Here is a 12,004-nt window from a genome sequence, read left to right on the forward strand (position 1 = left end):
AAGTAGAACTCTAAAAAAGAGAGGTTAAGATATGAACACTTATCAAAAACATAAGTCAGCGTCTTCCTCTCTACATATTACCAATTGGGAATCAATCAATTGGAAAAACATCAATAAATATGTCAAGAGACTACGCCAACGGATTTTTCGTGCCGAACAGTTAGGTCAAAAACGGAAAGTTAAACGACTTCAACGACTAATGATAAGAAGTAAAGCCAATTTGCTACTATCAATTAAAAGAATCACACAAATAAACAAAGGGAAACGCACCGCAGGTGTAGATGGATACAAAGTTCTGTCACCTAAAGAAAGAATAAAGCTATACAATACAATGTGTAGACAGACAATACGACATCACAAAGTCAAACCTGCTAGACGTACGTATATTCCAAAAAAGAATGGCAAGTTAAGACCTCTTGGAATACCGACGATAAAAGATCGAATCTACCAAAATATCATTAAAAATGCCTTGGAGCCTCAATGGGAATCGCGATTCGAAGCCACTTCTTACGGGTTTAGGCCTAAAAGAAGCACCATAGACGCAATCGAGAATCTGTTTACCAAATTGAATTCGAGGAGCAACAAAACTTGGATTTTTGAAGGAGACTTCAAAGGTTGTTTCGATAATTTAAATCACCAGTATATCTTAGAGTGCATTCAAGACTTCCCAAACAAAAATGTGATTTATAAATGGCTTAAAGCTGGGTATGTCAATAATGACACATTCCACGAAACTGAGACAGGTACACCACAAGGTGGAATCGTCTCACCTCTCCTAGCTAATATAGCCTTACATGGGATGGAAAAGGAGATCGGGATAGAATACAAAGGTATTCATATTAAACGAGGATCTAATGCGCTAGTTAGGTATGCCGATGACTTCGTCATCCTTTGCAAAACAAGAGATGAAGCTGAAAACATGTATACATTACTAGCCCCTTATCTCAAGAAAAGAGGGCTTGAATTAGCCGAGGATAAAACGAAAGTCACCCACATAACTGAAGGGTTCGACTTTCTGGGCTTCAATCTCAGACAATATAAAGTAAGGAATAGAGGCAGGGACGAAAAAAGACTTCTAATCAAACCGTCCAATGCCAGTATTAAAAAGACCAAGCAGACTATAAATGACATTTTTAAAACTTACTTAGGTAGACCTGTAAGAGAGCTTATTTATAAACTTAATCCCGTCATTAGAGGAGCTGCAAATTACTGGTCAAGCCAAGTCGCTAGTCAAACCTTTAGCATAATGGATCATCATGTATTCAATAAGACGGTTAAATTCCTTAAACGAATGCACAGTGGAAAGTCGTGGGGATGGATTAGGAAGCAATATTTCAGACCTGATCACACTGGCGTAAGTAAAGATAAATGGATATTAACCGACCCAAATGATACTACGAAACAAGTTAAGAAATTCAGATGGGTACCAATCAAACGACACCTGATGGTGAAATTCAAAAACAGTCCAGATGATCCTACGCTAAAAGAATACTGGAAAAAACGGGATGAGAAAGAGTTCTTGCGATTCAACACTTTAAGTAAGCAAAAGTTGGCAAAAAAGACAAAATTCAAATGTGAACTATGTAAACAATCATTAGTTGGCGAAGAATCACTTGAGGTAGACCACATCATACCTAAGTATCTTGGTGGAAAGGATGAGTACAAGAATCTAAGGCTTATACATACATCCTGCCACATACAAAGACATCAAAAGGAAATGAACTGTCTTGGATAATGGAAGGCTTGAGCCGTATGTCTTGAAAGAGACAAGTACGGTTCTTAGGGGAGAAGGGGCTTGTGAAAGCCCTGACTTACCCGACTTTCCAAAATCGCCGATTGAAGATGAAGTTGCATTTTGCGTGCATGCCGCCCAAAAATACAAATTATTAATTGTGCCGAGCAGCGGTTTTGGAATGAGCGGGCATTTCCGATTATCCTTCAGTGTGCCGATCGAGCAGATTAAAAACTCACGGGACATTTTCATTTCTTTATATAAAGATTTTGCTTAAGAAGGCAAAGAAAAGAAAACAGTTTTCAAGGCTGTTTTCTTTTTATATCCGCAAAATCCTTCCTCTTCCAATCCAGACAGGCGCAGAATTGACAGGCAGGCATGCAGTTAAGGCTTTCTTCATGATAAAAGTCTAAAAATTAAAAATCATTTTTGGAATGAGTTGTGTTACAATAAAATATACAATTTATAATCAAACTTTGACTTTTGGAGGTGGTATGATGGGGCCCTCTGCTTAGGCAACAATACACCGCGTACCTCAATGTTAAGGAAAAATGATTATATCAGGAGGTGACTCCTTATCCTTTGTTGAGAGGATAGGGTTAAATGGACGATATTGACAGTCTGATTTTAATTGGCGTGCTCATTGCTTTAACCGCGTTTTTCGTTGCAAGCGAGTTTGCGATTGTTAGAGTAAGGAGATCCAGAATAGATCAGCTTATCACAGAAGGAAACAAACGGGCGATACTCGCAAGGCGTGTCATTACAGATTTGGATGAATATTTATCCGCATCCCAGCTGGGCATTACATTGACATCAATCGGGCTTGGCGTACTGGGTGAGCCTGCCTTTGAACGGCTGCTGCATCCACTGTTTGAACCGCTCGGCTTGCCGGACTCGGTTTCACATGCAGTCTCTTTTGCAGTCGCGTACGGCTTGATCACGTTCCTGCACGTTGTTGTAGGTGAACTGGCCCCGAAAACGGTCGCGATTCAAAAGGCAGAACAGCTGACTTTACTGATAGCGGGCCCTTTGCGTTTATTCTATTTGCTCCTGTTTCCGTTTATTTGGATCCTTAATGGATCGGCGCGGCTTTTATGCGGGATGTTCGGTTTGAAGCCTGCGTCAGAACATGATGGTTCCCATTCTGAGGAAGAACTCAGGATGCTGTTATCTGAGAGTTTAAAAAACGGAGAGATTAATCCGTCTGAATATAAATATGTGAATAAGATTTTTGAATTTGATAATCGGATCGCCAAAGAAATTATGATACCGCGGAAGGAAATGGCTGCTGTGTCAACTGAGATGACGATGGCCGAGATGCTTGAAGTCATGCTGAAGGAAAAATACACGCGCTGGCCAGTCACAGATGGAGACAAAGACAGTGTGATCGGTTTGGTCAATACGAAGCATTTGTTTTCTGATTTGCTGTTTATGACAGAAGAAGAACGAATGAAGATGACGATCCATCCGTATGTGAGGCCGGTCATCGAAGTGATTGAAACGATCCCGGTTCATGACTTGCTGATTAAAATGCAGCGCAAGCGCATTCATATGGCTATATTGTCGGATGAATACGGAGGAACCTCGGGACTTGTGACGACAGAGGATATTCTTGAGGAAATTGTCGGAGAGATCAGAGATGAATTTGATGAAGATGAACAGCCGCTGATCCAAAAGCTTGGCGACGGCCATTATGTGATGGATGGAAAGGTTCGGATCGATCAGGTGAACAGCCTTCTTGGCGCATCGATTCAAGAAGACGTCGATACGATCGGCGGGCTGATATTAAAAGAAAACATCGATATTGAGGCTGGTGAATCCATTCGCATCGGTTCATATACGATAAAGGTGCTGAAGATGGACGGCCGATTAATCAAGCAAATCGATATAAAAGAAGAAGCCGGCAACACAACCGGGATTACGGCGCACCACAAGCTGCCGCTGCCTGAGACTGTGATGCTGAACAGTGCAACCTTGAGCGAGAAATAAGCTCAAGGTTTTTTTACATTGTGATTGTCCAGCCGCACCAAAATGCCAAAAGCGATCCGCAAAGTGTCAAGGCGATGTACAAGATGCTTTCTATTACACGTTTGGCCATAAGGAGTTGAATGCTTTCAACGCTGAAAGTGGAAAAGGTCGTAAAGGCGCCAAAAAACCCTGTGCCGATGATAAGCGAGACCGAAGCATTTGCAACGTGAAGTCCTGTAAATATTCCGAGCCCGAGAGCTCCGAGAATATTGACTGTCAGTATGCCAATGGGCAGGCTGAGACCTTTGGTTTTGACGGTTATGACATTGCCAAGCCAGAAGCGAAACATTGCGCCAAGACCGCCCCCTATGAAAATACCCGCTAGTGTCATCTTTCCTGCAGCCCCTTTCTTTGCTGAATGCCTGCTATGCGCCGTCCCGCAAAAACACCAATCAGTGCAAATATGATCCCTGATATCAATGAGGCTGCCACATATAAAACAGCCAGTGAAGGTTGTCCTTGCAAAAGCATCACTGTTTCCTTAGAAAACGTGGACATTGTTGTGAAGCCTCCGCAAAAGCCAGTGCCTAAAAAAGCCGACAGCAGAGGCCGTTTTGCCCCGATCAGAAAAAATCCGGTCAAAATGCCTAATAGAAGGCTGCCTGCCGCATTTTCCAGCCAGGTTGCCGCCGGGAACTGACCGGTGTGTATCCATAAGTTTAATCCGTATCGGAGGCAGGCGCCAAGCGCGCCTCCGATAAAAACAGCGCTATATATTTTCATGTTTGCCATCCTTTATGATGAAATCCGGGTAATCTGTAACGATGCCGTCCACGCCCATGGCTTGTAATTTTGCCGCTGTCTTTTGATTGTTGACAGTCCATGCAAATATGTTTAAGCCATTTTTATGGACGGAGCCGATCATCAGACGGTTAAGCCGTGTGTGTTTTATATTGACATAGTTTGCAAAAGAGCGGAAGGCCTTCATCTGATTTCTGGACAGCATGCCAAAGTTGGGCCTTGTAATGACCGCTGTCGGAATCGAAGGATAAAGCTCGCGGAACCTTTGGACGGAGCGGAACTGAAAGGATTGAACAATATTATTGATAGAAAAAGAAAATTGCCCTAATAGCTGTCCCACCTCTTCTTCAATTCCGACTTGAGACGGATGGCCTTTTAGTTCAATTAAAAGGCCGATTTTTTTGTGGTAGCGCTTGAGCACCGCTTCCAGGGTTGGAATACGCTCTCCTTGAAAAGCGGGACCGTACCAGCTTCCTGCATCGAGTTTTTGCAATTCCTCCAAGGTAAAATCCTTAACAAAGCCCGATCCGTTTGTTGTTCGGTCAACCCTGTCATCGTGTATCACAACAATCTGCCTGTCTTTTGTAAGCTGGACATCCAGTTCGATCATATCTGCATTCATTTTCACCGCAAGGTCAAATGCGGCAATCGTATTTTCCGGAGCGTAGCCGGATGCTCCGCGATGGGCAATGATGTACAAGCTAAGTCAGCTCCTCGTATGGGCATTTCTGTTATTGTATCAAAACATATATGCACCGCGATACAAACTGGTGAATTTTTTCTGCCATATCGGAATGGTCCGGGCTGAGGAATGCGTATAACTAAAAAAAGACACTCAGCGTATCAGAACACATTTCGTCAGAAAATTAGGTCTTTCGACATGTTCACAACAAAATATGATCCTTTATAATAGCAAAAAAGGAGGCGAGATCATGGGAAAAGGGAGAATCAGAGTGGAGGAAAGAATTAAAGCCGAAACGGATGCTGAAATGCAAAAAGCAACTCTCCTTGATCAGACACAAACGAAAAAAGGTAAGTGACTGTCCCTATTGAATCTGGCTGATAGATGAATTGAGAAATGACCCCGGCGTTTCGCCGGGGTTTTGTGCTGCAAAAGACATTTAAATGAACATCTTTACGAATATTTTAGTATAATAAACAATTGATTGGGATAGAGGGGAGACAGTCATGCCGGATTATCTGCAGCAGTATTTTACGCTTGATATCATCATTCAAATCGGCATCAGCTTGGCGATTTTGCTGGTGTTTCTTATACTTAGAAAATTATTCACAAGATATTTCTTTAACCTGCTTTTTAATTTGACAAACCGGCCGAAAACAGAAATTTTTAAACAGGTGGTTCTGGCGTTTGATAAGCCGGCCAGATGGTTTTTTGTTGCCCTTGGGCTGTTTTTAGCGATCCGGTATTCACCGTTTTTAGATGAGCAAATGCCGGTCATCAGCAAAATATACCGCTCACTGATTGTGGCGCTCTTGTGCTGGGGTCTTTGTAATTTGACCGCAACATCGTCGTTTATCTTCCATAAGGTGAATCAGCGCTTTGAGCTTGACATGGATGACATTCTGGCCCCGTTTTTATCCAAATTGCTCCGTTTTGTGATCATTGCGCTCAGTGTCAGTGTGATCGCTCAGGAATTCAATTATGATGTCAGCGGATTTGTAGCGGGCCTTGGTCTTGGCGGACTGGCTTTTGCGCTTGCCGCGAAGGATACCATCAGCAACTTCTTCGGCGGTATTATTATTATTACTGAAAAGCCGTTTACAATTGGTGACTGGGTGGAGACGTCGACAGTAACAGGATCAGTCGAGGATATTACCTTTAGGAGCACGAGATTCAGAACAGCACAGGGGGCGCTTGTAACGGTGCCGAACTCTACGCTGTCGATGGAAGCGATCACGAACTGGACAAGAATGACCAAACGCCAGATTACGTTTTCCATCCATGTGTCCTACGCTACGCCGATTGAGAACCTTGAACGCTCCATTCATTCTCTCAGAACAATGCTCTTAGAGCATGAGGGCGTTGATAATGAAACAATCATGGTCAACTTCGATACGTTTGCCGACAGCTACTACAATTTATTTTTTAACTTCTATACAAAAACGACAGTTTGGGCTGAAAACCTTAATATTAGAGAGGATATCAACTATAAAATTATTGAGATTTTAGGTGCAGAAGGTGTCCAGTTTGCATATCCCGGCCAAATGGTTGTTGTCAAGCAAAAGCACGAAAGCGACCCATTCCAGGTGAATCTAAATAAAGAGGAAAAGGAACGGGCTTAAAAGAGAGACTTCGTCTGACAGAGGCGGAGTCTTTTTCATGGTAAAATAAGAGAAAAAGGCGGTGTTGAGTTGGAAGCATTCAAAAGTATTCTACATGAAGCACAGCGAATTGTTGTGCTGACCGGAGCGGGAATGAGCACAGAATCAGGGATTCCCGACTTTCGTTCAGCAGGGGGCATTTGGACGGAAGATGCCTCAAGAATGGAAGCGATGAGCCTTGATTATTTTTTAAGTCATCCGCGTCTGTTTTGGCCCAAATTCAAAGAATTGTTCCAGATGAAAATGAGCGGCAGCTTTGAACCGAATGAAGGACACTTGCTTTTAGCTGAGCTGGAGAAGCAAGGGAAGCACGTCGATATTTTCACGCAAAACATTGACGGTCTTCATAAAAAAGCGGGGAGCAGGCATGTATACGAACTGCATGGTTCTATCCAGACAGCAGCTTGTCCGGCATGCGGCGCCCGATATGATCTTCCCCATTTGCGGAACGGTATTAAAAACCGATGTTGTTCTCTTTGGCGACGCCGTCATGCACTTTGACACCCTTTATGAAAAGCTGGATCAAGCAGATCTTTTATTGGTTATCGGCACGTCTCTCGAAGTGGCTCCGGCTAGATTTGTGCCTGAGGATGCAAGTCTGATTCCCGGCATGAAGAAAGTCATCATAAACCTTGAACCAACGTATTGTGACAGCTTGTTTGACATGGTCATCCATCAAAAAATCGGCGAGTTTGCCCGAAGTTTGGGCATAAAAAAGTGAGCCGCCTTATGCGCCTCACTTTTTTATTCATGAACAGGAACCATTGTGTCCTCTAACACTCCGAAGGAATAGCCTTTTTCTTTTAATTTATTGATTAGTACCGGCAGCGCGTTTACGGTAGCGGGAAGATCATGCATGAGAATCACATTCGGGCGGCCTGAAGAGCTGTGTTCCATATTTTCAAGCTGCTCTAACACGGCCGTCACATACTTTGAATTTCGGTATTTCCAGTCCATGCTGTCAATCGTCCAATCCCAGTATACAAAACCGTCTTTCTCAAGATTGCGGATTTGTGAGGGGGTTAGTGACGGTTTGCTTCCATATGGCGTTCTGACAAGAGCGGTTTTATATCCTGTAATGTCCTGCAGCGTGTCACGCGCCTCCTGCATTTCTTTTAGCGGAGATGTCGGTGTTTGATAGAACAATCTGTTATTGTGGGTAACGCCATGTAAACCGAGTGCGTGGCCTTCCTTTTCTGCTCTTTTCACAGCTTGTTTGAATTCGTTCATCCGCGGTGACAGCATAAAAAACGTCGCTTTTACATCAGCGCTTTTCAGCACATCGAGCAAGCGGTTTGTAAAGGCTGACGGGCCGTCATCGAAGGTTAAGTAAACCGTTTTATCTCCCATGTCCTGCTTTGTCTGCAGATGTTTTATCAGCAGATCGGGGGAGTCGTTTTTCAGCTTAAGGCTTTCCTTCTCATCTCGAAGCTGTCCGTTAGTTGTGACAGTGACTTCCTTTGCTTTCGTTGAACTGTTAGAATAACCCAAAATCACCATAAGCAAAAGCAGCACACATAAAACTGCTAAACTTGCAAATTTAAAAGCAAGCGAAACTGCAGAAGGAGAAGCCTCTCCTCTCGTTTGTCGCATAACAATCTCTCCATTGGCATAAAATCTCTACATAATGCTGTACAGCAGGCAGCTTATGAAGATGCCTTATGTTTACAACCTATGTATTACCAGTCAAGTATACAGGAATAAAACTGGAAAGCACATAGAAAATTTGTCGAAATGTCAGATTTTAAGGAAAAAATAAACTCCTTTCCGCTATAGATCTCTTGATCTTTCTGTTTTTCAGCTTGTCCAATATGGTAGAATTAGTGACAATGACAGCTTGAATGACATCAGGGACATCTCGAAAAGGGAGGGCTTTTATGAAGGTTTTAGTCAATGGCCGGCTGATTGGGCGCAGTGAAGCATCAATCGATTTGGAAGATCGCGGTTATCAGTTTGGTGACGGCATCTATGAAGTGATCAGGGTGTACAAAGGAGTATTGTTCGGCTTACGTGAGCATGCAGAGCGTTTTTTCAGAAGTGCTGCTGAAATCGGAATTTCACTGCCATTCAGTATAGAAGATCTCGAGTGGGACCTGCAAAAGCTTGTACAGGAAAATGCGGTCAGTGAGGGAGCGGTATACATTCAGACAACAAGAGGTGTGGCCCCGCGAAAACACCAGTATGAAGCCGGCCTCGAGCCGCAGACTACTGCTTATACGTTTACGGTGAAAAAACCGGAGCAAGAGCAGGCATACGGAGTGGCGGCCATTACAGATGAGGATCTTCGCTGGTTAAGATGTGATATCAAAAGTCTGAATTTACTGTATAATGTCATGACGAAGCAAAGGGCCTATGAAGCCGGAGCATTTGAAGCCATTTTACTTAGGGACGGCGTTGTTACGGAGGGTACATCCTCTAACGTTTATGCCGTTATCAACGGCACAGTGCGAACACATCCGGCTAATCGGCTCATTCTCAATGGAATTACACGGATGAATATTTTAGGACTGATTGAGAAGAATGGGATCAAACTGGATGAGACTCCTGTCAGTGAAGAAGAGTTGAAACAGGCGGAAGAGATCTTTATTTCGTCAACGACGGCAGAAATTATTCCGGTCGTGACGCTCGATGGACAATCGGTCGGAAGCGGGAAACCCGGACCGGTGACCAAACAGCTTCAGGCTGCTTTTCAAGAAAGCATTCAACAGGCTGCTAGCATTTCATAAATGAACGAAGAAAAGAGCCCGCTTTTTACAGCGGGGCTCTTTTTATTTTTTAACAAATCCAATCAAAATGGAGATCATTGGCGATATATAGAGGAAGAACGTAAACGGGATGTAGTCTATGACTGGAACACCAAGTGCGCTCGCCATAAATGCGCCGCTGACGCCCCAAGGAATCAATGGGTTAATTAATGTTCCGCCGTCCTCTAATGATCTTGTCAGAAATTTTCGCTGGATGTTTCGTTTGTCATATAAAGATTTAAATGATTGTCCCGGTATTAATATCGATAAATACTGTTCGCCCGTTGCCAAGTTGACGCCGATGCTTGAGCAGACAGTTGCTGCAACAAGACGGCCTTTTGAGCGGATGCCTTTCATGACGCCTTCCAATAGTGCAGAAATCAATCCGATTTTCTCCATCAATCCGCCGAGTGCAAAAGCAATCATAATGAGAGAGACAGAGCCCATCATGGATTGCAGTCCGCCTCTGTTAATAATTTTAGCGGCTGCCTCATTGTCAGTTTCGAAAGTTGTGCCATTTTGTAAAGCTGTCATAAACGCCTGCAGGCTGCTGTCGGGTACAAAAATAGCAGTCAAAATTCCCGAGGAAATAATTCCGGCAGTCAGAACGGGGATTACTGATACCCGTTTCATTGCCAGCAAAACGACTAAGAGCGGAGAAAGAAGGGCCCACGGTGTCACGTTTGCGGCATCTTTTATTCCGGTTATGACCTGCTGAATATTATCGGTTGAAGCAGCGTCCGCTGACACTGATGAACCGAGAAAGTAAAACAGAACGACAGTGATGAGCAAAGCTGGAATGGTTGTGCCCATCATATGGCGAATGTGTTCAAAGATCGGTATTTCGCCTATTCCGGCTGCAAAGTTGGTTGTGTCCGACATCGGCGACATTTTATCCCCAAAACAAGCGCCGCATATGACTGCGCCTGCTGTCCATTCAAGCGGAACGCCAGCCGCGCTCGCTACGCCAATCAGCGCTACCCCGATTGTGCTAACAGTTGTCAGGCTTGAGCCAACAAGTGTGCTGATGATCATACATGAAAACAAAGCAGTCAACAGAAGATGGCTTGGTTCAATAAAGGATAGGGCATAAACTGTCAAAGTCGGTATTGCGCCGCTGTACATCCAGGCGCCGATTAAGATGCCGATCAGCGCTAGAACAATAATCGGCTGTACGCCGTTTTTGATCCCGTCTACAATCCCTTTTTCAATACTCTTCCAGGAAAATCCAAACCATAAAGCTGCAGCTGAAAGCATGACAACACTTAAAAACAGCGGGATATGAGGTTCTACATGAAGCAAGAATAAGCAAGAAATAATAATGCATAACATCAATATAAATAAACCGACGGCTAACGGAAACGTCAGCTTTTTTTGAGAATCCAAAATAACACCCCATATTTATCTTTAATGCTTTTGTGCTTTTGGGCACGAAAGCATTATAACAGAAAAAAACGAAAATCTATGTTTTTTCACAATTATGAATATAAAAGAAGTGAGCACAGGGCGTGCTCACTTTACAATCAGGACGGGTATATCCGATTTCGCTGAAAGCTTTTCACTTACACTTCCGAATATTAGCTTTTTCAGCCTGTTTTGGTCTCTGCTTCCGGTTACGATCATATCGGCAGAAATGCGGTTTGCATGCTCGATAATTGATTCAGCCGGATCGCCTTCTAATATATCGATATCTCCATCTGCCTGCTGTTCATTCAGCATCATTCTGGCTTCGGCGATGACTTCTTCCGTACGGTCTTCATAGATCATTGGCTCAGGTGATGTTACATCCGATATCAGCGGATCAGGAACACTTGTCATGCCTCCGCTGATATAGCTTGCCTCAGCTGCGGGTCTGGGCGGGTCGATGACGGTCTGATTGTCTTTCATATCATGTGAATGGGCGACGGTAATAGCGGCATTTACGGTTTTAGCAAGATCAATGGCTGTCTGAAGCGCTTTCTTACTATTTTCACTTCCGTCAAACGCAACAATGATACGGTCAGCATGGAACATCCTTCTCACCCTTTCAAAGCGTCTTACAACACTACTACCCGAATTTGAGCACAATTAACCTTTTCCTATTCAAGTAATGATTGACAATAAAAGGTTTTGTTTATATGATGATAAAAAGATGAAATCAGAATGGAAGGAGGGTTTGCTATGCCAAGGAATTTGCGTGTTTATCAAACAGTTTCATATTGGCGCGGCAAACCTTTTGTTCTGTTTTCGTGAACGGTTTTTTAGGTGGGACCGCGGGCTGAAAAGCGCTGTGCGTAACATATCGGTTAAAAAAGGCATGGAGCTGACGCTTCATGCCTTTTTTATATACAAAATCTAAGGAAAGACAGGTGTATGGGATGTGAAGGTAAATACAGAGGCGAGGGCTGTTCGTGCCAAATTGGATGAAAAAAGCTGC

The 12,004-nt window shown here is 43.5% G+C and carries 12 protein-coding genes and 2 pseudogenes; 8 read left to right on the forward strand and 6 right to left on the reverse strand.

Annotation, left to right across the window (positions count from 1 at the left end):
- Window positions 1-31 precede the first annotated feature (31 nt).
- The 3 genes and pseudogenes from ltrA (at window position 32) to NSQ09_RS11050 (ending at window position 3,721) form a co-directional block, all read left to right on the forward strand.
- Window positions 32-1,735: a group II intron reverse transcriptase/maturase gene (gene ltrA / locus NSQ09_RS11040; RefSeq protein ID WP_065118570.1), complete on the forward strand. Its 1,704-nt coding sequence runs from the start codon at window positions 32-34 to the stop codon at window positions 1,733-1,735.
- Between the two features lie 85 nt (window positions 1,736-1,820).
- Window positions 1,821-2,009 (forward strand): annotated as a pseudogene (locus NSQ09_RS11045) (pyridoxal phosphate-dependent aminotransferase); the annotation flags it as partial.
- A 326-nt stretch (window positions 2,010-2,335) separates the two neighbouring features.
- Window positions 2,336-3,721 carry a hemolysin family protein gene (locus NSQ09_RS11050; RefSeq protein ID WP_144452928.1) on the forward strand — a complete coding sequence of 462 codons (1,386 nt, stop codon included), beginning with the start codon at window positions 2,336-2,338 and terminating at the stop codon, window positions 3,719-3,721.
- Between the two features lie 13 nt (window positions 3,722-3,734).
- Here NSQ09_RS11050 and crcB read toward each other — a convergent pair whose 3' ends face one another.
- Genes crcB through NSQ09_RS11065 form a run of 3 tightly spaced genes read right to left on the reverse strand, consistent with a single transcriptional unit; the run spans window position 3,735 to window position 5,201 of the window.
- Window positions 3,735-4,091 (reverse strand): fluoride efflux transporter CrcB, encoded by a 357-nt coding sequence (crcB, locus tag NSQ09_RS11055; RefSeq protein WP_017695391.1) that lies wholly within the window; start codon window positions 4,089-4,091, stop codon window positions 3,735-3,737.
- Window positions 4,088-4,483 carry a fluoride efflux transporter FluC gene (locus tag NSQ09_RS11060; protein ID WP_181216928.1) on the reverse strand — a complete coding sequence of 132 codons (396 nt, stop codon included), beginning with the start codon at window positions 4,481-4,483 and terminating at the stop codon, window positions 4,088-4,090. The genes crcB and NSQ09_RS11060 overlap by 4 nt, the downstream gene beginning before the upstream one ends.
- Window positions 4,470-5,201, reverse strand: coding sequence for a glycerophosphodiester phosphodiesterase (locus tag NSQ09_RS11065; RefSeq protein WP_003233314.1), 732 nt, complete (start codon window positions 5,199-5,201; stop codon window positions 4,470-4,472). Before NSQ09_RS11065 ends, NSQ09_RS11060 begins: the two co-directional genes overlap by 14 nt.
- 232 nt (window positions 5,202-5,433) lie before the next feature.
- On the opposite strand from NSQ09_RS11065, the gene NSQ09_RS11070 reads away from it, so the two are divergent.
- The 3 genes and pseudogenes from NSQ09_RS11070 to NSQ09_RS11080 all read left to right on the forward strand — a co-directional run bounded on the left by NSQ09_RS11070 (window position 5,434) and on the right by NSQ09_RS11080 (window position 7,565).
- Entirely contained in the window at window positions 5,434-5,541 is a 108-nt protein-coding gene (locus NSQ09_RS11070) for a YhdX family protein (RefSeq protein WP_009966908.1), read from the forward strand.
- Between the two features lie 148 nt (window positions 5,542-5,689).
- Window positions 5,690-6,805 (forward strand): small-conductance mechanosensitive channel protein MscY, encoded by a 1,116-nt coding sequence (gene mscY, locus NSQ09_RS11075; RefSeq protein WP_341031368.1) that lies wholly within the window; start codon window positions 5,690-5,692, stop codon window positions 6,803-6,805.
- 69 nt (window positions 6,806-6,874) lie between these two features.
- Window positions 6,875-7,565 (forward strand): annotated as a pseudogene (locus NSQ09_RS11080) (NAD-dependent protein deacylase).
- 23 nt (window positions 7,566-7,588) lie between these two features.
- Here the strand turns inward: NSQ09_RS11080 and NSQ09_RS11085 are convergent.
- Window positions 7,589-8,437: a polysaccharide deacetylase family protein gene (locus NSQ09_RS11085; protein WP_032725295.1), complete on the reverse strand. Its 849-nt coding sequence runs from the start codon at window positions 8,435-8,437 to the stop codon at window positions 7,589-7,591.
- Window positions 8,438-8,721: 284 nt separating this feature from the next.
- Between NSQ09_RS11085 and dat the strand changes: the two genes are divergently transcribed.
- Window positions 8,722-9,570 (forward strand): D-amino-acid transaminase, encoded by an 849-nt coding sequence (dat, locus tag NSQ09_RS11090; RefSeq protein WP_017695386.1) that lies wholly within the window; start codon window positions 8,722-8,724, stop codon window positions 9,568-9,570.
- A 42-nt stretch (window positions 9,571-9,612) separates the two neighbouring features.
- Here dat and nhaC read toward each other — a convergent pair whose 3' ends face one another.
- A complete protein-coding gene (gene nhaC / locus NSQ09_RS11095) occupies window positions 9,613-10,974 on the reverse strand; it encodes a Na+/H+ antiporter NhaC (RefSeq protein ID WP_144452930.1) in 1,362 nt (453 codons plus the stop codon).
- A gap of 126 nt (window positions 10,975-11,100) precedes the next feature.
- Window positions 11,101-11,601 carry a universal stress protein gene (locus tag NSQ09_RS11100; protein WP_015252456.1) on the reverse strand — a complete coding sequence of 167 codons (501 nt, stop codon included), beginning with the start codon at window positions 11,599-11,601 and terminating at the stop codon, window positions 11,101-11,103.
- 163 nt (window positions 11,602-11,764) lie between these two features.
- On the opposite strand from NSQ09_RS11100, the gene NSQ09_RS11105 reads away from it, so the two are divergent.
- Window positions 11,765-11,926: a hypothetical protein gene (locus NSQ09_RS11105; RefSeq protein WP_128474256.1), complete on the forward strand. Its 162-nt coding sequence runs from the start codon at window positions 11,765-11,767 to the stop codon at window positions 11,924-11,926.
- Window positions 11,927-12,004: the final 78 nt, after the last annotated feature.

This window comes from Bacillus sp. FSL W8-1202, assembly GCF_038006165.1.
In the GTDB taxonomy this organism is placed as follows: domain Bacteria; phylum Bacillota; class Bacilli; order Bacillales; family Bacillaceae; genus Bacillus; species Bacillus subtilis.

Bases quoted from the DNA above. Each gene is read 5' to 3' on its own strand.
- NSQ09_RS11070 (WP_009966908.1), top strand. From the start codon at position 5,434: ATGGGAAAAGGGAGAATCAGAGTGGAGGAAAGAATTAAAGCCGAAACG.
- mscY (WP_341031368.1), top strand. From the start codon at position 5,690: ATGCCGGATTATCTGCAGCAGTATTTTACGCTTGATATCATCATTCAA.
- NSQ09_RS11060 (WP_181216928.1), bottom strand. From the start codon at position 4,483: ATGAAAATATATAGCGCTGTTTTTATCGGAGGCGCGCTTGGCGCCTGC.
- NSQ09_RS11100 (WP_015252456.1), bottom strand. From the start codon at position 11,601: ATGTTCCATGCTGACCGTATCATTGTTGCGTTTGACGGAAGTGAAAAT.
- dat (WP_017695386.1), top strand. From the start codon at position 8,722: ATGAAGGTTTTAGTCAATGGCCGGCTGATTGGGCGCAGTGAAGCATCA.
- NSQ09_RS11085 (WP_032725295.1), bottom strand. From the start codon at position 8,437: ATGCGACAAACGAGAGGAGAGGCTTCTCCTTCTGCAGTTTCGCTTGCT.
- NSQ09_RS11050 (WP_144452928.1), top strand. From the start codon at position 2,336: ATGGACGATATTGACAGTCTGATTTTAATTGGCGTGCTCATTGCTTTA.
- crcB (WP_017695391.1), bottom strand. From the start codon at position 4,091: ATGACACTAGCGGGTATTTTCATAGGGGGCGGTCTTGGCGCAATGTTT.
- ltrA (WP_065118570.1), top strand. From the start codon at position 32: ATGAACACTTATCAAAAACATAAGTCAGCGTCTTCCTCTCTACATATT.